The sequence below is a fragment of the Microcella frigidaquae genome (assembly GCF_014200395.1).
Lineage (GTDB): Bacteria > Actinomycetota > Actinomycetes > Actinomycetales > Microbacteriaceae > Microcella > Microcella frigidaquae.
In genome coordinates this window covers 171,997-190,705 of sequence record NZ_JACHBS010000001.1, presented here as the reverse complement: position 1 = coordinate 190,705, position 18,709 = coordinate 171,997, and the positions used below count along the sequence as shown (strand labels likewise).

At 72.1% G+C, this 18,709-nt stretch carries 19 protein-coding genes; all 19 read right to left on the bottom strand.

Going from position 1 to position 18,709, the window contains the following annotated elements:
• Nucleotides 1-4: 4 nt before the first annotated feature.
• On the bottom strand, nt 5-838 hold the full coding sequence (gene pyrF, locus BJ959_RS00910; protein WP_153981144.1) for an orotidine-5'-phosphate decarboxylase: 834 nt from the start codon (nt 836-838) through the stop codon (nt 5-7).
• Entirely contained in the window at nt 835-4,119 is a 3,285-nt protein-coding gene (gene carB / locus BJ959_RS00905) for a carbamoyl-phosphate synthase large subunit (protein ID WP_153981145.1), read from the bottom strand. The genes pyrF and carB overlap by 4 nt, the downstream gene beginning before the upstream one ends.
• Entirely contained in the window at nt 4,119-5,261 is a 1,143-nt protein-coding gene (gene carA, locus BJ959_RS00900) for a glutamine-hydrolyzing carbamoyl-phosphate synthase small subunit (protein ID WP_153981146.1), read from the bottom strand. The genes carB and carA overlap by 1 nt, the downstream gene beginning before the upstream one ends.
• The gene (locus BJ959_RS00895; protein ID WP_153981147.1) at nt 5,258-5,770 is read right to left on the bottom strand and encodes a PH-like domain-containing protein; all 513 of its coding nucleotides are present in this window, start codon (nt 5,768-5,770) and stop codon (nt 5,258-5,260) included. Before BJ959_RS00895 ends, carA begins: the two co-directional genes overlap by 4 nt.
• Nucleotides 5,763-7,094, bottom strand: coding sequence for a dihydroorotase (locus tag BJ959_RS00890; protein ID WP_153981148.1), 1,332 nt, complete (start codon nt 7,092-7,094; stop codon nt 5,763-5,765). The genes BJ959_RS00895 and BJ959_RS00890 overlap by 8 nt, the downstream gene beginning before the upstream one ends.
• Nucleotides 7,091-8,083, bottom strand: a complete 993-nt coding sequence (locus BJ959_RS00885; protein ID WP_153981149.1) for an aspartate carbamoyltransferase catalytic subunit — start codon at nt 8,081-8,083, stop codon at nt 7,091-7,093. Before BJ959_RS00885 ends, BJ959_RS00890 begins: the two co-directional genes overlap by 4 nt.
• Nucleotides 8,080-8,610 carry a bifunctional pyr operon transcriptional regulator/uracil phosphoribosyltransferase PyrR gene (pyrR, locus tag BJ959_RS00880; RefSeq protein ID WP_153981150.1) on the bottom strand — a complete coding sequence of 177 codons (531 nt, stop codon included), beginning with the start codon at nt 8,608-8,610 and terminating at the stop codon, nt 8,080-8,082. Before pyrR ends, BJ959_RS00885 begins: the two co-directional genes overlap by 4 nt.
• A gap of 70 nt (nt 8,611-8,680) precedes the next feature.
• Nucleotides 8,681-9,550, bottom strand: coding sequence for an ABC transporter permease (locus BJ959_RS00875; protein ID WP_153981151.1), 870 nt, complete (start codon nt 9,548-9,550; stop codon nt 8,681-8,683).
• 2 nt (nt 9,551-9,552) lie between these two features.
• A complete protein-coding gene (locus BJ959_RS00870) occupies nt 9,553-10,581 on the bottom strand; it encodes an aliphatic sulfonate ABC transporter substrate-binding protein (protein ID WP_153981152.1) in 1,029 nt (342 codons plus the stop codon).
• A gap of 90 nt (nt 10,582-10,671) precedes the next feature.
• A complete protein-coding gene (locus tag BJ959_RS00865) occupies nt 10,672-11,487 on the bottom strand; it encodes an ABC transporter ATP-binding protein (RefSeq protein WP_153981153.1) in 816 nt (271 codons plus the stop codon).
• A gap of 135 nt (nt 11,488-11,622) precedes the next feature.
• Nucleotides 11,623-12,039 (bottom strand): transcription antitermination factor NusB, encoded by a 417-nt coding sequence (gene nusB / locus BJ959_RS00860; RefSeq protein ID WP_153981154.1) that lies wholly within the window; start codon nt 12,037-12,039, stop codon nt 11,623-11,625.
• Nucleotides 12,039-12,602 (bottom strand): elongation factor P, encoded by a 564-nt coding sequence (gene efp, locus BJ959_RS00855; RefSeq protein WP_153981155.1) that lies wholly within the window; start codon nt 12,600-12,602, stop codon nt 12,039-12,041. Before efp ends, nusB begins: the two co-directional genes overlap by 1 nt.
• Nucleotides 12,603-12,700: 98 nt before the next feature.
• Nucleotides 12,701-13,141 (bottom strand): type II 3-dehydroquinate dehydratase, encoded by a 441-nt coding sequence (gene aroQ, locus BJ959_RS00850; RefSeq protein WP_153981156.1) that lies wholly within the window; start codon nt 13,139-13,141, stop codon nt 12,701-12,703.
• 22 nt (nt 13,142-13,163) lie between these two features.
• A complete protein-coding gene (gene aroB / locus BJ959_RS00845) occupies nt 13,164-14,264 on the bottom strand; it encodes a 3-dehydroquinate synthase (RefSeq protein WP_153981157.1) in 1,101 nt (366 codons plus the stop codon).
• The gene (locus BJ959_RS00840; protein WP_341799846.1) at nt 14,261-14,830 is read right to left on the bottom strand and encodes a shikimate kinase; all 570 of its coding nucleotides are present in this window, start codon (nt 14,828-14,830) and stop codon (nt 14,261-14,263) included. The genes aroB and BJ959_RS00840 overlap by 4 nt, the downstream gene beginning before the upstream one ends.
• Nucleotides 14,823-16,028, bottom strand: a complete 1,206-nt coding sequence (gene aroC, locus BJ959_RS00835; RefSeq protein WP_153981158.1) for a chorismate synthase — start codon at nt 16,026-16,028, stop codon at nt 14,823-14,825. Before aroC ends, BJ959_RS00840 begins: the two co-directional genes overlap by 8 nt.
• A 64-nt stretch (nt 16,029-16,092) precedes the next feature.
• Nucleotides 16,093-16,929, bottom strand: coding sequence for a shikimate dehydrogenase (locus BJ959_RS00830; protein ID WP_153981159.1), 837 nt, complete (start codon nt 16,927-16,929; stop codon nt 16,093-16,095).
• Entirely contained in the window at nt 16,922-18,241 is a 1,320-nt protein-coding gene (mltG, locus tag BJ959_RS00825) for an endolytic transglycosylase MltG (RefSeq protein WP_153981160.1), read from the bottom strand. The genes BJ959_RS00830 and mltG overlap by 8 nt, the downstream gene beginning before the upstream one ends.
• Nucleotides 18,238-18,708 carry a Holliday junction resolvase RuvX gene (gene ruvX / locus BJ959_RS00820; protein ID WP_183321816.1) on the bottom strand — a complete coding sequence of 157 codons (471 nt, stop codon included), beginning with the start codon at nt 18,706-18,708 and terminating at the stop codon, nt 18,238-18,240. The genes mltG and ruvX overlap by 4 nt, the downstream gene beginning before the upstream one ends.
• Nucleotide 18,709 lies beyond the last annotated feature (1 nt).

Below are 18,709 nucleotides of genomic sequence, written 5' to 3'. Positions count from 1 at the left end.
CCGGTCACGACGCGCCCTGCTCCAGCTCGGCGCGGTGCGCGTCGAGAGCCGCCTCGAGCCCGTCGGGGCCGGCGCTCAGCACGCTGCGGGTGACGGTGGGGATGACCGAGGCGGCGGCCACGCCGTAGACGTCGCGCAGGGTGCCGAGCCGGGTTCCCTGGTAGCCGAAACCGGGGCCGAGCACAGGCGTGTGCTGCAGCAGCACGGGATCGATTCCGCTCGCCGTGATCGGCTCGGTGGCACCGATCACGACCCCGAGAGCACCCCAGCCGGTCGCGCCGGCGTTGCGGACGGCGACGTCGCGGGCCAGCTGGCCCGCAACCGAGCGCCCGGAGCCGCTGACCGACTGCTGGAGTCCCCGACCTTCGGGGTTCGAGGTCGCGGTGAGCACGAAGACGCCCTTGCCGTGCGCCTCGGCGAGCTCGATCACCGGGTCGAGCGACCCCAGCCCCTGGTAGGCGACCGCGGTCATGGCGTCGGCTTCGAGCGGCGAGCCCGGGGCGAGCCAGGCCTGTCCGTAGGCCGCGGCCGTCGATCCGATGTCCCCGCGCTTCACGTCGGCGATCACGAGGAAGCCGTCGGCGCGCGCGGTGCCGATGATCTCCTCGAGCACCGCGTAGCCGGCGGCGCCGAACCGCTCGAAGAACGCGGCCTGCGGCTTCACGATGCCGACCCGGCCGCGGGCGGCCGCGAGTGCGCGCAACGCGAAGGCGCGCGCGCCCGCCGCGTCGTCGCCCAGCCCCCACTGCCGCAGCAGCTCGGCGTGCGGGTCGATGCCGAGGCACAGCCGGCCATGGGCATCCGTCACCGCGCGCAGGCGCTCGCCGAAACCGGTCATGCGCCGCCCGCCCGGGCGATCGCGTAGTCCTGCAGACTGGTCACCGTCACGGTGCCGGACTGCGACTCCATGGAGGCGACGGTTGCACCGACCGTCGCCATCGTCGTCATCAGCGGTTTGTCGGCCGCGACGGTGGCCGTGCGGATCTCGATGCCGTCGGCGCGCGCGGAGCGGCCCGACGGGGTGTTGATGACGATGTCCACCTCGCCCGCGTTGATGAGGTCGACGATGCTCGGCTCGCCGTCGCTCGCGCCGCTGTGCTTGCGGACCACGCGGGCCTCGATGCCGTGCCGGGCGAGCACCTCGTTGGTGCCCTCGGTCGCCCACAGCTCGAAGCCGAGCTGGCGCAGCCGGAGCGCGGGCAGCACGACGGCACGCTTGTCGCGATCGGCGACCGAGATGAAGACGACGCCCTCGGTCGGCAGCCCGCCGTAGGCCGCCTGCTGGCTCTTCGCGAACGCGCGGGGGAAGTCGCGATCGATGCCCATCACCTCGCCCGTGGAGCGCATCTCAGGGCCGAGCACCGAGTCGACGATGACGCCCTCGCGCGTGCGGAAGCGCTTGAACGGCAGTACCGCCTCCTTGACCGCGACCGGCGCATCGAGCGGCACCGTCGAGCCGTCGCGCGCGGGCAGCAACCCCTCCCCGACGAGTTCGCGGATCGTGCGCCCGGTCATGACGAGCGATGCCGCCTTGGCGAGCGGGATGCCGAGCGCCTTCGAGACGAAGGGCACGGTGCGGGAGGCGCGCGGGTTGGCCTCGAGCACGTAGAGCACGCCCGCGCCGATGGCGAACTGCACGTTGAGCAGGCCGCGCACACCGATGCCGCGGGCGATCGCCTCGGTCGCCGCGCGCACGCGGTCGATGACGTCGCGGCCGAGGGTCACGGGCGGCAGGGTGCACGCCGAGTCGCCGGAGTGCACACCGGCCTCCTCGATGTGCTCCATGATGCCGCCGACGTAGAGCTCGTCCCCGTCGAACAGCGCGTCCACGTCGATCTCGACGGCATCGTCGAGGAACCGGTCGACCAGCAGCGGCTGATCGGGCCCGATGATCGCCTGGTCCTTCACCCGGTCGAAGTAGTCGACCAGGCTCGGGCTGTCGTAGACGATCTCCATGCCGCGCCCGCCGAGCACGAAACTGGGCCGCACGAGCACCGGGTAGCCGATGCCCTCGGCGATCGCGATGGCGCTCTCGACGTCGGTCGCGGTGCCGTTGCGCGGCGCGGTGAGGCCCGCCTCGTGAAGGATGCGGGAGAACGCGCCGCGCTCCTCCGCCAGGTCGATCGCCCCCGGGCTGGTGCCCAAGATGGGGACGCCGGCCTGCTCGAGGCCGTGCGCCAGGCCGAGAGCGGTCTGGCCGCCGAGCTGCACGATGACGCCGACCAGCTCGCCCGAGGCGCGTTCGGCCTCGATGACCTCGAGCACGTCCTCCAGCGTGAGCGGCTCGAAGTAGAGCCGGTCGCTCGTGTCGTAGTCGGTCGAGACGGTCTCGGGGTTGCAGTTGATCATGACCGTCTCGAAGCCGGCGTCGCGGAGAGCGAAGCTCGCGTGCACGCAGCTGTAGTCGAACTCGATGCCCTGGCCGATGCGATTCGGGCCCGAGCCGAGGATGACGACCTTGCGGGCGGCGCTCGGCGCCACCTCGGTCTCGAGGTCGTAGCTCGAGTAGTGGTACGGGGTGAGCGCGGGGAACTCTCCCGCGCAGGTGTCGACCGTCTTGAAGACGGGCCGCACGCCGGCCGCCCAGCGCGCGGCGCGCACCGCGGCCTCGTCGAGGCCGCGCAGCTGCGCCACCTGGGCGTCGCTGAAGCCGTGCTCCTTCGCGTACCGGATCACGTCGGCCGTCAACTCCGGAGCGGCAGCGAGCTCATCGGCCACCTCGTTGATCAGCACGATCTGGTCGAGGAACCACGGGTCGATGCCCGTCGCTGCGAACAGCTCGTCGATCGTGGCACCGGCCCGCAGTGCCTGCTGCACCGTCACGATGCGGCCGTCGGTGGGGGTGGCGGCGAGCGTCAGGAGGGCATCCTTGTCGCCCGGCTCGCCCTCCCAGTGGAAGCTGCTGCCGCGCTTCTCGAGGCTGCGCAGGGCCTTCTGCAGAGCGGTGGCGTAGTTGCGGCCGATCGCCATGGCCTCGCCGACGCTCTTCATCGTCGTCGTCAGCTCGGCATCGGCGCCCGGGAACTTCTCGAAGGCGAAGCGGGGCACCTTCACGACGACGTAGTCGAGCGTCGGCTCGAAGCTCGCCGGGGTCACCCGCGTGATGTCGTTCGGGATCTCGTCGAGGCGGTAGCCGATGGCGAGCTTCGCGGCGATCTTGGCGATCGGGAACCCCGTGGCCTTCGAGGCGAGGGCGCTCGAGCGCGAGACGCGCGGGTTCATCTCGATGACGATGACGCGGCCGGTCGCCGGGTCGACGGCGAACTGAACGTTGCAGCCGCCGGTGTCGACGCCGACGTCGCGGATGATGCGGATGCCGATGTCGCGAAGGTTCTGGTACTCGCGGTCGGTCAGGGTCAGCGCGGGCGCGACCGTGATCGAGTCGCCGGTGTGCACGCCGACCGGGTCGACGTTCTCGATCGAGCAGACCACGACCGTGTTGTCGGCGCGGTCGCGCATGAGCTCGAGCTCGTACTCCTTCCAGCCGAGGATCGACTCCTCGAGCAGCACCTCCGTCGTCGGCGACTGGTGGAGGCCGTCGGTCACCATGCGGATCAGCTGCGCGCGGTCGTGCGCGAAGCCCGACCCGAGCCCGCCCATCGTGAACGAGGGGCGGATGACGACCGGGTAGCCGAGCTCCTCCGCGAAGGCGAGGGCCTCATCGACCGTGTGCGCGATCGCGCTGCGGGCCACGTCGGCCCCGGCGTCGAGGACGAGCTGCTTGAACGCCTGGCGGTCCTCCGCGCGGTGGATCGCCTCGAAGGAGGCCCCGATGAGCTCGACGTCGTACTTCGCGAGAATGCCGCGGTCGTGCAGCGCGATGGCCGCGTTGAGCGCCGTCTGACCGCCGAGGGTCGGGAGCACCGCATCCGGCTTCTCCTTGGCGATGATCGCCTCGATCGCCTCCGGCGTGATCGGCTCGATGTATGTCGCGTCGGCGAAATCGGGGTCGGTCATGATCGTGGCCGGGTTGGAGTTCACCAGGATCACCCGGATGCCCTCCGCCCGCAGCACGCGGCACGCCTGCGTGCCGGAGTAGTCGAACTCGGCGGCCTGGCCGATGACGATCGGGCCCGAGCCGATCACCAGCACGCTGTGGATGTCGTCGCGCTTGGGCATCAGGCGTCGGCCTTCCGGGTCGTCGCGACGACGAGGTCGCGGAAGCGGTCGAACAGGGAGGTGGAGTCGTGCGGGCCCGCCGCCGCCTCCGGGTGGTACTGCACCGAGAAGGCGGGGATGTCCAGGGCCCGCAAACCCTCGACCACCTGGTCGTTCAGGCCGATGTGGCTGACCTCCACGCGACCGAAACCGGCCGGGCTCTCGACGACGCCCTCCAGCGGAGCATCGACGGCGAAGCCGTGGTTGTGTGCGGTGATCTCGATGCGCCCGGTCGCCTTGTCGAGCACCGGCTGGTTGATGCCGCGGTGGCCGTAGGGCAGCTTGTACGTGCCGAAGCCCAGGGCCCGGCCCAGCAGCTGGTTTCCGAAGCAGATGCCGAAGAACGGCAGCCCCTCGCGCAGCACCCCCTGCAGCAGAGCGACGTGGGCGTCGCTCGCCGCCGGGTCGCCGGGGCCGTTCGAGTAGAAGACGGCGACCGGCTCGATCGCGAGCAGTTGCGCGAGCGTCACCGACTGCGGCATCACGTGCACCTCGAAGCCGCGCTGCGCCAGGTGGCGCAGGGTGGCCTGCTTCACCCCGAGGTCGAGCACGGCGAGCCGGCCGATCGGCTCCCCCTCGGCCGGGATCACCGTCGGGGCGTCGACTGAGACCTCGGCGGAGAGGTTGCGGCCGGTCATCTCCGCGCTCGAGCGGACGATCGCGAGCTGTGCGTCATCGCTGAGCTCCGCATCCGCGCCCGAGAAGATGCCGGCCCGCATGGCGCCGCCCTCGCGGATGCGGCGGGTGAGCGCACGGGTGTCGATGCCGCTGATGCCGACGATGCCCTGGCCCTCCAGGTCGTCGTCGAGGCTACGGGTGGCGCGGTAGTTGGAGACGCGGCGGGCGGGGTCGCGGACGACGAAGCCCTCCACCCAGATGCGGCGCGACTCCGGGTCATCATCGTTCATGCCCGTGTTGCCGATGTGCGGCGCCGTCATCACGACGATCTGCCCGGCGTAGCTCGGGTCGGTCAGGGTCTCCTGGTAGCCGCTCATGCCGGTGGCGAAGACGGCCTCGCCGACCGTGCGCCCTTCGGCGCCGTACGCGCGGCCGCGGAAACGGGTGCCGTCCTCGAGGACGAGCACGGCAGGGGGACGGGTCACGATGCGATTCCTTCCGAAGGGATGGTCGGCACAAGGCTCTGGAGGGCCGTGACGAGGGCGGTGGCCGCGGTGGTGTCCGGCACGCGCAGGTAGCTGTCGACCGGGGTGTCCCCGAGCAGCCAGCCGATCAGGATGAGGCCGTCCTTCTCGACGACACGGTCGATGGCCCAGGTGGCGCGCCCCGCCCCGCGCAGTGCGTCCGGGGCGATGAGGATCGGGTCCTGTCCGCGCACGGCGAGCACGAGGCCCTCGGGATGCACACCCGCGCTCGCCTGCGCACGGAAACCCAGGCCGTGCACGGCGACGCGCTCGAGCGGCTGGTCGGCGAGCGTGGTCGCGACGTACCAGCCCTCGACGACGACCGAGGCGGCACCGAGCGCGGCGGGGGCGACGAGCGGTCGGGCGACGGCGCCCTGCCGGCGACGGCGGTTGCGCCAGCCGAGCAGCATGAGCCCGAAGACGCCGAGGATGACGGCTCCGATGACGAGGGTGGGCAGGAGCCTATCCACGGCGGACCTCCAGGTGGGCTGCGGCAACGATGTCGGGGTCGACGACGGCGCCGTCGATGACGGTGGGAACGCCCCGGAACACGGTGGCGACGACCCGACCCGGCAGCTCGCGGTCGCGGTAGGGCGTGTTGGTGCTGCGGCCGCGCAGGTCGTCGACCGACCAGGTGCGGCGGTGAGAAGGATCCACGAGCGTCAGGTTCGCCGCGGTGCCAACCGCGAGCGGGTTCGCGTAGCCCGCGAGACGCCCGATCGCGGCGGGCCCGGTCGACAGCACGCGGGCGACGTCGGCCCACCCGAGCAGCCCGGTGTCGACCACGGCCTGCTGCACGACGCTCAGCGCCGACTCGAGACCCACCATGCCGAAGGCGGCCTCGGCCCAGGTGCACTCCTTCGCCTCCGCCGGGTGCGGAGCATGGTCGGTGGCGACGATGTCGATCGTGCCGTCCGCGAGGGCGGCGCGCAGGGCCTGGACGTCCTCGTCGCGCCGCAGCGGCGGGTTGACCTTGAAGCGCGCGTCGTACCCGCGGGCGAGCTCCTCCGTCAGCAGGAGGTGGTGCGGGGTCACCTCGGCGGTGACGGCGATGCCGCGCGCCTTCGCCCAGCGCACGATGTCGACCGAGCCGGCGGTCGAGAGGTGGCAGATGTGCACCCGTGCACCGACGTGCTCGGCGAGCAGCACATCGCGGGCGATGATCGCCTCCTCGGCCACGGCCGGCCAACCGGTCAGGCCCAGCTCGCCCGAGAGCGAGCCCTCGTTCATCTGGGCACCGACCGTGAGCCGCGGCTCCTGCGCGTGCTGGGCGACGACACCGTCGAAGGTGGCGACGTACTCGAGGGCGCGGCGCATCAGCAGGGGGTCGTGCACGCAGTGCCCGTCATCGCTGAACACCCGCACGCGGGCAGCCGAGCGGGCCATCGCCCCGATCTCGGCGAGCTGCTCGCCCGCGAGGCCCAGCGTGACGGCCCCGACCGGGCGCACCTCGGCATAGCCGGCGCGCTCGCCGAGCCGCAGCACCTGCTCGACGACGCCCGCCGTGTCGGCGACCGGCGAGGTGTTCGCCATCGCGTGCACCGCGGTGAAGCCACCGGCCGCCGCCGCGCGCGTGCCGGTCAGCACGGTCTCGCTCGCCTCGCCGCCCGGCTCGCGCAGGTGCGTGTGCAGGTCGACGAGGCCCGGCAGGGCGACCAGGCCCGCGGCGTCGATGACCCGTTCTGACGCCTCCACCGCCAGGCTGCCGCGGTCGACAATGATGCCGTCGCGCACGCGCAGGTCGGCCGGCTCGGAGCCGAGGAGGGCGGCGCCGCGGATCAGGAGGGAGGTCATCCGGTCACCCCCGTGGCACTCGCGGCGTTGCCCGGAGCGCTGATGGCGGCATCGGCACCGGCGACGAGCAGGTAGAGCACGGCCATGCGGATGAACACCCCGTTCGTGACTTGAGCGAGCACCGTCGACCCCGAGGAGTCGGCAGCGCTGGACGAGATCTCGAGCCCGCGGTTCATGGGGCCGGGGTGCATGACCATCGTATCGGGGCCGAGCCGGGCGAAACGCTCGTGGGTCAGCCCCCACTCGCGCCCGTACTCGCGCGGGTTCGGGAAGTACGCGTCGCGCATGCGCTCGGTCTGGATGCGCAGCATCATGACCGCGTCGGGCTCGAGTGCGAGGGCGTCGTCGAGGTGCTCGTGCACCGTGACCGGCCAGGTCGCGACGCCGGTGGGCAGGAGCGTGCGCGGGGCGACGAGGTGCACCTCGGCGCCGAGCAGGTGCAGCAGCCAGACGTTCGAGCGGGCGACGCGCGAGTGCAGGATGTCGCCGACGATGACGATGCGGAGCCCGTCGAGGCCGCGCCCACGGGCCTCGGAGCCGAACCGCCGCTGCCGCATCGTGAAGGCGTCGAGCAGAGCCTGCGTGGGGTGCTCGTGCGTGCCGTCGCCGGCGTTGATGATCGCGGCGTCGATCCAGCCCGCGTTGGCGAGCCGGTGCGCGGCTCCCGAGTCGTGGTGCCGAACGACGATTGCGTCGGCGCCCATCGCGAGCAGCGTCTGCGCGGTGTCCTTGAGGCTCTCGCCCTTCGACACGCTGGAGCCCTTGGCGCTGAAGGTGATGACGTTGGCGCTGAGCCTCTTCGCCGCCGCCTCGAACGACAGCCGGGTGCGCGTGGAGTCTTCGAAGAACAGGTTGACGACGGTCTTGTCGCGCAGCGCCGGCAGGGTGCGCACCGCGCGGTCGGCCGTCTCGGCCATGTCTTCAGCGACGTCGAGCAGGCGAATCGCGGATGCTCGATCGAGGTCGCGCGTGCTGAGCAGGTGCCTCATGGCTCGATCGTCACCTCCTCGACCCCGTCGACCTCGCTGAGCCGCACGGAGACCCGCTCGCTCGTCGCGGAGGGCAGGTTCTTGCCGACGAAGTCGGCCCGGATCGGCAGCTCGCGGTGCCCGCGGTCGACGAGCACGGCGAGCCGCACCGCGCGCGGACGCCCGTGGGCGACGATCGCGTCGAGCGCGGCGCGGATGGTGCGTCCCGAGTAGAGCACGTCGTCGACGAGCACGACGATCGCGTCGTCGATTCCCCCCGCGGGGATGCGGGTGGGCGCGGGTGCGCGGGTCGGCGTGCGCGCGAGGTCGTCGCGATACAGGGTGATATCGAGGGCGCCAACCTCCGAGACGCCGGGCTCGATCTCCTCGATCAGTCGCTGGATGCGCTCGGCGAGGGTCACCCCACGGGTCGGGATGCCGAGCAGGACGAGACGGCCATCGCCCCGCCGGCTCTCGAGGATCTCGTGGCCGATGCGGCGCAGAGCGCGCGCGATGTCAGCGTCGTGCAGCACGATGCGTGCAGCCATTCCCTGACCTCCTTCCCCGCCTCACGGGACGGTGCTTAAAGGACGTCGTACAGGCTCAGTCTAGACCCGGTCAGCCCCAGCGCTTGAGCAGGGCGCGCTCGCCGATCCCGACGAGAGCATCGGTGAGCTTGCCCAGGGTTCCCAGGAGGATGATCGCGAGGAAGAGCCGATCCATCCGCCCGTTGTTCTGCGAATCGCTGAGCAGGAAGCCCAGGCCCATGGACGAGCCCGCGAGCTCGGCGGCGACCAGGAAGAGCCACGACTGAACAAGAGCGAGACGAAGCCCGGAGACGACCGCGGGCACGACCGCCGGCAGCTGCACATCCGTCAGCAGTGACATCCGACTCAGCCCGAAGGCCCGGCCCACCTCCACGAGGTGAGGATCCACGTGGCGGAGTGCGCCGGAGACCACCGTGAACACCGGGAAGACCGCGCCGATGGCGATGAGCGTGATCTTGGGAGTCTCGAAGATGCCGAGCAGGAGGATGAGCAAGGGCAGCCAGGCGAGAGAGGGCACCGCCCGGAGCGCCCCGAGGAGGGGGCTGAGCAGGTCGGAGGCGGTCCGCGAGAGGCCCACGAGCGCTCCGAGCGCGAGGCCGATCGATGCGCCGATCGAGAAGCCGATCAGGACACGCTGGATCGAGATGAGGACGTAGGTGGAGAGCAGCCCCTGCTGGTGAAGCTCGACAGCAGCAGCGACGACCTGGGCCGGAGATGGGAGCAGGTAGCTGGGTACGGTTGCCGTCGCGGAGAGGGTCCACCAGATCGCCAGCAGTCCGACGGGGAGGATCGCGCCCAGCACGACGGTGCGCGCCCGTGGTCGTGCTCGGCGCACCCGAGGTTCGGCCACCGCCGCTGACGTATCGGCAGACACGCCCGTCCGGCGCCCCTCCGAGGAGGGACGCCGGACGGGAGCGCCGCCGCGCTCGTCGAAGCTCATGCTCAGCCGATCGCAGCCGGGTCGGCCGCCGTGGCGAAGGTGTCGTTGAAGAGCGACGCGAGCGCCTCGTCGATGAGCTGCTGGTTCGGCACGTCGCCGCTCTCGACGAAGATCGGGCCGATGACCGCCAGCACCTCGCGCTGGGCGTCGCCCGGCACGTTCGAGATGTCGATCACGGTGCGGGCGATCGTCGCCTCGGCGATCGCGACGTCGATGCCCGCGACCTCCGCGAGGATCGCGGCCGTCTCCTCGGGGTTCTCGAGCGCCCAGGCACGCGCCTTCTCGTACGCATTCACGACGAGCTGCGCGAGGTCGGGGTTGGAGGTGAGGAACTCCTCCGTCGCGTTGAGGAAGCCGTAGGAGTTGAAGTCGACGTTGTCATAGATGATCGTCGCGGCTCCGTTGTAGACGGATGTCGACAGCAGCGGGTCAAGGCCCGACCAGGCGTCGACCGCTCCGGTCTCGAGCGCGGTCTTGCCATCGGCATGCTGCAGGTTCTGCAGGCTGATGTCGTTCAACGAGAGCCCCGCTTCCGCGAGCGCCTGGAGGAGGAAGAAGTACGGGTCCGTCCCCTTCGTGGCGGCGACGGTGCGCCCGGCGAGGTCGGCGACCTCGGTGATGTCGCTGCCGGTCGGCACCGCGATCGCCGCCCAGTTGGGCTGCGTGTAGACGGCGATGGTCTGGATCGGGCTGCCGTTCGACCGTGCGAGGAGGGCAGCCGAGCCGGCGGTCGAGCCGACGTCGATGGCGCCGGCGCGGAGCGCCTCGTTGGCCTTGTTCGAGCCCGCGGACTGCACCCACTCGACGGTGACATCGTCGCCGAGCTCGGCTTCGAGCCAGCCCTGGTCTTTGATGATCAGGCTGAGCGGGTTGTAGGTGGCGAAGTCGAGCGTCAGCGTGGTGTCGCTCCACTCAGAACCCGCGGCCGGGGCCTCGGGAGCGGCGCCCTCGCCGGCCACGCAGCCGGTCATGGCCATGGCGGCCACGGCGACGGTCGCGGTCAGCAGGGTCAGACGGGTGCGGGTGCTCATGATGGCCTTTCGGTTGCCGGTCGATCGACCGGGTTGTGGGTGGAGCGGTGATGGTGGTGGCGGTGCGGGTGGTGCGGTTGGAGGGGGCGGCTAGCCGCCGTGGTGGCTCGGCACGCCGAGGGCGTCGAGCAGCTTCGCCCGGAGGCGGGTGAGAACGACCGATGCGCGGTCGCGGGGGCGGGCGCCGGGCACATCGAGGATCATGCTGATCGTGGCGCCGGGGCGGTCATGGCGGGTTCCGAGGAGCACGACGCGGTCGGCGAGGGCCAGCGCCTCGTCGACGTCGTGCGTGACGAGAACGACGGTGGCAGGGCGAGCGCGGTGGATGTCCACGAGGAGGTCCTGCATGGTCAGCCGGGTCAAGGCGTCCAGGGCGCCGAAGGGCTCGTCGAGCAGCAGCACGCCGGGGTCGCGGGCGAGCGCTCGGGCCAGCGAGACGCGCTGGGCCATGCCGCCCGAGATCTCCCGGGGCTTCAGGCCCGCCGCGTGCTCGAGCTGGACGAGCTCGAGCAGCTCGGCGACACGCTGACGCCCCGCCTCGCGGTCGAGGCCGCGCGGAAGACCGAGCTCGACGTTGCGGGCCACCGTGCGCCAGGGCAGCAGCCGCGGCTCCTGGAAGGCGACAGCGCAGCGCTGATCGGCGGGGGCGACCGGCGTGCGGTCGATGGTCAGGGTTCCCGCGGTGGGGCGGTCGAGGCCGCTGATCTGCCGGAGCAGGGTCGACTTGCCGCAGCCGGACGGGCCGAGCAGTGCGACGATCTCGCCGGGAGCGATCTCCAGCTGCACATCGCGGAGCACGGTGCGGGCATCCCCGCCGCGAGTCGGCGGGAAGGTGCGCGCGACCCCGCGCAGCGATACCGGCAGGGCCGGGGCAGCGGTCGGGGCGAGGGTCGCGTCGGAGGGCATGACGCCACCGTAGGAGGCCTCCGCGGGCCGCTCCAAACCGCGTCGACACGCGACGACACGGAGTGAAACAGAACGTCACACGGACGTCACGGTGCCCCGATGGCGGTGGTCAGGCACGGGGATCGGGCGCTGGTATCAGGCGCGGAGCTCGGCGGCGATCGATCCGAGCACGCCGTTGACGAACGGGGCGCTGTCGTCGGTGGAGAGCACGCTGGCGAGCTCCATCGCCTCGGCGATCACGACCGCCGTGGGCACCTCGGCGTTCTCACGGAGCTCCCAGGTGGCGAGGCGGAGGATCGCGCGGTCCACGACGGGCATCCGAGCGAGGGTCCAGCCGACCGCGTGCTGCTCGATGAGGGCGTCGATCGCGCCCTGCGCGGCCTCGACCCCCTGCACGATCTGCTCGGCGTACGGCCAGCTCGACGAGCGCTGCGGCTGCGCCGCGGCGCGTCGCGACTCCTCGTCGAGCACGGTGCTCAGCGGCACCTGGCGCACGTCGGCGATGTACAGCATGTCGAGGGCCCGCTTGCGGGCCTTGCTGCGGGCGCTCACTAGTCGGTGACGCGGCCCAGGTAGTCGCCCGAGCGGGTGTCGACCTTGACCCGGGTGCCGGTCTCGAGGAAGAGCGGCACCTGGATCTCGTAGCCGGTCTCGAGCGTGGCCGGCTTGGTGCCGCCGGTCGAGCGATCGCCCTGGAGGCCCGGCTCGGTGTAGGTGACCTCCAGCACGACCGAGGCGGGCATGTCGAGGTACAGAGCGACACCCTCGTTCATGGCGATCGTGACGATCTGGTTCTCGAGCATGAAGTTCGCGGCGTCGCCGACGACCGAGGCCGGCACGGTCACCTGGTCGTAGTCGGTGGTGTCCATGAAGACGTAGTCTGCGCCGTCCTGGTACAGGTACTGGTAGTCACGACGGTCGACAGTGGCGAAGTCGACCTTCGTGCCGGCGTTGAAGGTCTTGTCGACGACCTTGCCCGAGGTGACGTTCTTCAGCTTGGTGCGCACGAACGCGCCGCCCTTGCCGGGCTTGACGTGCTGGAACTCGATGACGTTCCAGAGCTGGCCGTCGAGGTTCAGCACGCTGCCGTTCTTGATGTCGTTCGTGGTCGCCATGGCGGGTTTCGGTCCGTTCGCGTCGGGGTCGTGGTGCAGGTCGCAGGTGGGCGCGTCGCGCCGACGGGCCAGTCTAGCCGAGGGCCGCGCCGACTCCCCTACCGGGCGAGAAGGTGCACCAGAGCGAGCCGGTACGAGCCGAAGCCGAACCCGGCGATGACGCCCGTCGCGACGCCGGAGATCACGCTCGTGTGCCGGAACTCCTCGCGCGCGTGCGGGTTCGACAGATGCACCTCGATCACCGGGATGCCCGCCTCGGTGACCAGGGCGACCGCGTCGCGCAGGGCGTAGCTGTAGTGGGTGAACGCGGCGGGGTTCAGGATCACCGGCGTGCGGGCATCCACCGCGTCGTGGAGCCAGCCGATGAGCTCGGCCTCGTCGTTGGACTGTCGCAGGTCGATCTCGACGCCCTCGGCCAGGCCACGGAGCTCGGCGTGCAGCTCGGCGAGCGTCGCGGTGCCGTAGATCTCGGGCTCGCGCGTGCCGAGGCGGTTCAGGTTCGGCCCGTTGAGAACGAGCACCCGGGTGGCGGCGGTCATGCCGTCACCCTACCGGCGCGGCTCACGAGCCGACCTCCTGGTAGGCGGCGAACAGCATTGACTCGTCCGTGCCGTTGAGCACGCGCGGGCGGCCGACCCCGTCGAGCACGATGAAGCGCAGCATGCCGGCGCGTGCCTTCTTGTCGCGCTGCATCGTCGCGAGCAGGGTCTTCCAGCGGCCCAGCGGGTAGCTGGTCGGAAGGGTGAGGGAGGCGAGGATATGCCGGGTGCGGTCGACCTGCTCGCTCGCCAGGCTGCCGGCGAGGTGCGAGAGCTCGGCGGCGAAGACCATGCCGATCGCGATGGCCGCGCCGTGCCGCCAGCGGTACCGCTCGGCGTGCTCGATGGCGTGCCCGAGCGTGTGGCCGTAGTTCAGGATCTCGCGCTGCCCCTGCTCGGTGAAGTCGTCACTGACGACGGTCGCCTTGACGCGGATGCTGCGTTCGACCAGCTCGCGGAACACGTCGCTGGTGCGGTCGGTCGCGACCCGCACGTCGGCCTCGAGCAACTCGAGGATGCGCTCGTCGGCGATGAAACCGCACTTGACGACCTCGGCCATGCCGGCAAGCAGCTCGTTCTGCGGCAGCCCGTCGAGCAGGTCGAGGTCGACGATGACGGCGTGCGGAGCCCAGAAGGCGCCGACCAGGTTCTTGCCCTCGGCGGTGTTGATGCCGGTCTTGCCTCCGACGGCGGCATCGACCATGCCGAGCACGGTGGTCGGAACCTGGATCACGGCGACCCCGCGCAGCCAGGTCGCGGCGACGAAGCCCGCGAGGTCGGTGGTCGCTCCCCCGCCCAGGCCGATCACGGCATCCGTGCGGGTGAAGTCGGTCTGGCCCATGATCTGCCAGCAGAAGGCGGCGACCTCGACGCGCTTCGCGCCCTCGGCATCGGGCACCTCGGCGAGCAGTACCTCGACCCGGCCGGAGAGCCGCTCGCGGAGCGCCTCAGCCTGCTCCGCCAGGGGCGGCGCGTGGATCACGAGCACCTTGGCCGCAGCAGGGGGCAGGGCCGCGCCGATCTCGGCGACGAGGCCGCGGCCGACCCGCACCTCGTAGGGCGATCCTCCGGTCACGGGGATGACGGTCACGTCGCGGTCGGGACGGTCGGGCTGGCTGGTCATGATCCTCCTGCCGCGGCGGCGCGGTCACGCGCCCACTCGGCGATCTCAGCGGCGACGCGGTCGAGCGGCTGGGACGAGGTGTCCCAGGCCGCCGTCGCCAGGGCGGTGTAGGTCGGCATCCGCTGCGCGACGAGCGACTCCCAGGCGCCGATGCCGTCGCGCACGAGCGGGCGGCTCTCGGCGTCGAGCCGGTCGGCCGCGGCCTCCGCGCTGACGGTGAGCAGCACCACGGGATGCCCCCGCAGCGCCGCGGCCACGGAGGGCGTCATCACGGCGCCGCCGCCCAGGGCCACGACGGCCCGCTGCCGCAGGGCCGCATCGACGGCATCGGCCTCGAGCGCACGGAAGGCGGCCTCGCCCCGCTCGGCGAAGATCGCGGGGATCGGCCCGTGCTCGGCCGCGATCACGCGGTCGGTGTCGATGAAAGGCACGGCGAGGGCGCGCGCCACCCGCTTGCCGGTGCGGGTCTTGCCCGCCGCGGGCGGGCCGATGAGCACGACGAGGGGGCGGTTGCCCGCATCCGTCGTCGCCTGCCCCGGAACCTCGGGGGTCGCGGCCTCAGGCACGGCCGTCGGCGACCGCCGTCGTGAGGGTCGCCGGGATCGCCGCGAGGTAGCCCTCGAGGTTGCGCCGGGTCTCGGCCACGGAGTCGCCGCCAAACTTCTCGAGGACCGCCTCGGCGAGCACGAGTGCGACCATGGCCTCGGCGACGACACCGGCGGCGGGCACCGCGCACACGTCGGAGCGCTGGTGATGGGCAGGGGCAGCCTCGCCTGTCGAGGTGTCGACGGTGCGCAGAGCGTGGGGCACGGTCGCGATCGGCTTCATGCCCGCCCGCACGCGCAGCACGGTGCCGGTCGACATGCCACCCTCGGTACCGCCGGCCCGATCGCTCAGGCGCTCGATGAGCCCGTCATCCACGACCAGCTCGTCGTGCGCCGACGACCCGCGGCGCCGCGTGGTCTCGAAGCCGTCTCCGACCTCGACGCCCTTGATGGCCTGGATGCCCATGAGCGCGGCGGCGAGGCGCGCGTCGAGGCGGCGGTCCCAGTGAACATAAGAGCCGAGCCCCGGAGGCACGCCGTAGGCGAGCACCTCGACCACGCCGCCGAGGGTGTCACCGTCCTTGTGGGTGGCATCGACCTCGGCGACCATGGCCGCGCTCGTCTCCGGGTGCAGGCAGCGCAGCGGATCGGCGTCGAGCCGGTCGACGTCATCGGGCAGCGGCAGGGGGGCGTCGTCGGGCACCCGCACCGGCCCGATGGCGAGCGTGTGCGCGACGAGGCGAATGCCCAGCTCGCCGAGGAACGCGCGGGCGACGGCGCCCAGAGCGACCCGGGCGGCGGTCTCGCGGGCGCTGGCACGCTCGAGCACCGGGCGCGACTCGTCGAATCCGTACTTCTGCATGCCGACGAGGTCGGCGTGGCCCGGACGCGGGCGCGTGAGCGGGGCGGCACGGCCGCCGCTCAACTCGGCGGGGTCGACCGGGTCGGGGCTCATGACGGTGGTCCACTTCGGCCACTCGGTGTTGCCGATGCGGAGGGCGATGGGGCTGCCCATGCTCACCCCGTGGCGCACGCCGCCCGAGATCGACAGCTCGTCCTGCTCGAACTTCATGCGCGCGCCGCGGCCGTAGCCCAGCTTGCGGCGCTGCAGGTCGGCCTGGATGGCCTCGCGCAGCACGGGCACCCCGGCGGGCAGGCCCTCGAGCACAGCGATCAGTTCGGGGCCGTGAGACTCCCCCGCGGTCAACCAGCGCAGCATGCGTCCATCCTCCCATGGGCGTCGAGGGCCGGATGCCCGCTCCGCGCCTCCGGACCCCTGCGGGCTACGCGGCGTCGAGTGCCGCGCGCATCGCGGCCTCGACCGCGGCCTCATCGTCGAGCGGCCGCTCGGTCTGGCCGGAGACGAAGAACCGCACCTGGCGCACGGCCTGGTGCAGCAGCATGTCGCGGCCGGAGGCGACCCGCCCGCCGACCTCGAGCCACTGGGCCGCCAGTGGCCCCGGCCACGGGTGGTACGTGACATCGAGGGCGACGGCCGTCGAGCGCGCGTCGAACGGCAGCGCGGCACGCAGGGGAACCCCGTTCGGCAGGGTCCAGGCGACCACATCGGCGCCGTCGACGACGTGCTCGAGGGCGCCCAGGCGGACGATGTCGAGCTCCAGCCCCAGTTCGTCGACGAGGCCGCGGAAGGCCGTCGCCCGGGCGGGTTCCCGCACCGCCACCGTCACCGAGCGCAGGTCGAGGGCGTCGAGGGCGACCAGCACCGACCGGGCCGTCGCGCCCGCGCCCGCGATGACCGCGTGGTCCGCGCTCTCGAGCCCCGCATCCCGGAGCGATCGCTCGATACCGGCCACGTCGGTGTTGCGGACGATGCGGCGGCCGTCGTCGCCGAGCAGAACGGTGTTGGCTGCCCCGGTGAGGGCCGCGGGGGCGTCCCACTCGTCGGCGAGCCGCAGCAGCTCCTCCTTCAGCGGCATCGTCGCGGAGAGCCCGCGCCACGCGCGATCGAGCCCGTCGAGGAAGCCGGCGAGATCGCTCTCGCGGACCTCGTGGCGCTCGTACACCCAATCGAGGCCGAGCGCGGCGTAGGCGGCCGCGTGGAGCGTCGGGCTGAGCGAGTGCGCGATCGGGCTTCCGACGACCGCGAGGCGCCTAGGCACAGTAGACGGCGTTGTCCGGCTGGGAGCACCACTCGCGCAGGCGCGCCACACCCTGCTCGTGCTCGGCGAGGGTCTCGGAGAACTGGGTCTCGCCCGTCGCCAGGTTGACGGTGACGAAGAAGAACCAGGGGCCGTCGACCGGATTGAGTGCGGCGTCGATGGCCAGGTCTCCCGGTGCCGCGATCGGCCCGATCGGCAGGCCCTCGATCACGTAGGTGTTGTACGGGTTGTCGTCGCCGAGGGCGTCGCCGCTCGACCAGACCGATCCGCTCTCCCCGGCGCCGTACTGCGTGGTCGAGTCGAGCTCGAGGCGCCAGCCGACGTCCAGGCGGTTCTGCACGACGCGGCTGACCTTGTAGAAATCGTCCGCGAGCCGCGCCTCGCGCTGGATGAGCGAGGCCTTCGTGAGCACCCGATGGCGGTCCTCCGGCGCGACGCCCGCGGCGTCGAGACGGGCGAAGGTCTCGTCGACGAGGGTGCGGATGTGGTCCTCCGCCGTCGTGTCCGGCTCGAAGGTGTACGTCGCCGGGAACAGGTAGCCCTCGATGTTCGGCGCCTCGGCGGGGACCCCGTAGATCGACGGGTCCGCAATGGCCGTCTCGTAGTCGGCGAGCGGGATGCCCGTGCCCGCAGACAGCGCCTCGATCACCTCGCCCGCTCGCAGGCCCTCGCGCACCGTCGCGCTCAGCTCGACCTTGTTGGCCGGGTCGAGCAGGGCGTCGAGCGCGGCCCGGGCCGACATCTGCTCCTGCAGCCGGTAGGTGCCGGGGATGAACTGGATCGACTCGTCCGCGAGCAGCAGGTCGTAGAAGGCGTCGAAGGTCATCGTGACGCCCTGTTCGACGAGCGACTCGGCCACGTCGGCCCCGATCTCGCCCGCGAAGATCGTGACGAGCACCTCGGTTCCGTTGCCGGTTCCGGTGTAGTCGTTCGGCAGCTCCCAGCCCAGGAGTTCACGGACCTGGTCCTCATAGTTCGTCCACACCCACCAGGCGCCGGCACCGCCGACACCGAGAAGCAAGGCGAGAACCCCGGCAAGGACGGCGGGCCAGCGCCGCCGGCGGCGCGGTGCGGCGTCCGCGGGCGCTCCGTCCTGCTCGCCGCGCCGCGAGCGTCCGCCCCGCGCCTCGGCCTCACGCGCGGCGCGACGGCTGGCCGGGGCGGCGGCGCTCGCGGGCGGTGCGGCAGGGCCTTCACCCGAGCTCGACGGCGCGGCACCCGACGGTGCAGCAGCCGAGGGTGCGACCGGACGCGCGGCGGCGTCCGCGGCGTCGGGGCGGAGGATGGCGTCCCAGGCGTCGTTCTCGGTCACGCGAGCGGTCGTCCTTCGTGCGGCTCGACGAGCGCTCCGGGCGGTTTCCCGGACGAGCGCTCGAGGTCGAGGGCGTGCTGGAGCAGGATAACAGCGGCGGCCTGGTCGACCACGGAGCGCGAGGACTTCGCCGTGCGCCCCGACTCGCGCAGACCCCGTGCCGCGCTGACGGTCGTGAGGCGCTCGTCGACGAGCCGCACCGGCACGGGGAGCGCGGCCGCCAGAGCCTCGGCGACCGCGCGACTGTCGTCGGTCGACGCGGTCTCGCCACCGCTGAGCGACAGCGGGAGCCCCACGATCAGCTCGACCGCCTCGTGCTCGTCGAGCAGGCGACGGATGCCCGCGACGACATCGCCGCGCCGGGCGAGCGTCTCGACCGGGGTCGCGAGCATCCCGTGGGGGTCGCTGCGCGCCACGCCGACTCGCACGCGGCCGACGTCGACGCCGAGGCGCACCCCCGGGCGCACG

Excerpts from the sequence above, each read along its gene's own strand:
- pyrF (WP_153981144.1), bottom strand. The coding sequence starts at position 838 with ATGACCGGTTTCGGCGAGCGCCTGCGCGCGGTGACGGATGCCCATGGC.
- carB (WP_153981145.1), bottom strand. The coding sequence starts at position 4,119 with ATGCCCAAGCGCGACGACATCCACAGCGTGCTGGTGATCGGCTCGGGC.
- BJ959_RS00890 (WP_153981148.1), bottom strand. The coding sequence starts at position 7,094 with ATGACCTCCCTCCTGATCCGCGGCGCCGCCCTCCTCGGCTCCGAGCCG.
- BJ959_RS00885 (WP_153981149.1), bottom strand. The coding sequence starts at position 8,083 with ATGAGGCACCTGCTCAGCACGCGCGACCTCGATCGAGCATCCGCGATT.
- pyrR (WP_153981150.1), bottom strand. The coding sequence starts at position 8,610 with ATGGCTGCACGCATCGTGCTGCACGACGCTGACATCGCGCGCGCTCTG.
- BJ959_RS00875 (WP_153981151.1), bottom strand. The coding sequence starts at position 9,550 with ATGAGCTTCGACGAGCGCGGCGGCGCTCCCGTCCGGCGTCCCTCCTCG.
- BJ959_RS00870 (WP_153981152.1), bottom strand. The coding sequence starts at position 10,581 with ATGAGCACCCGCACCCGTCTGACCCTGCTGACCGCGACCGTCGCCGTG.
- BJ959_RS00865 (WP_153981153.1), bottom strand. The coding sequence starts at position 11,487 with ATGCCCTCCGACGCGACCCTCGCCCCGACCGCTGCCCCGGCCCTGCCG.
- efp (WP_153981155.1), bottom strand. The coding sequence starts at position 12,602 with ATGGCGACCACGAACGACATCAAGAACGGCAGCGTGCTGAACCTCGAC.
- aroQ (WP_153981156.1), bottom strand. The coding sequence starts at position 13,141 with ATGACCGCCGCCACCCGGGTGCTCGTTCTCAACGGGCCGAACCTGAAC.
- aroB (WP_153981157.1), bottom strand. The coding sequence starts at position 14,264 with ATGACCAGCCAGCCCGACCGTCCCGACCGCGACGTGACCGTCATCCCC.
- aroC (WP_153981158.1), bottom strand. The coding sequence starts at position 16,028 with ATGCTGCGCTGGTTGACCGCGGGGGAGTCTCACGGCCCCGAACTGATC.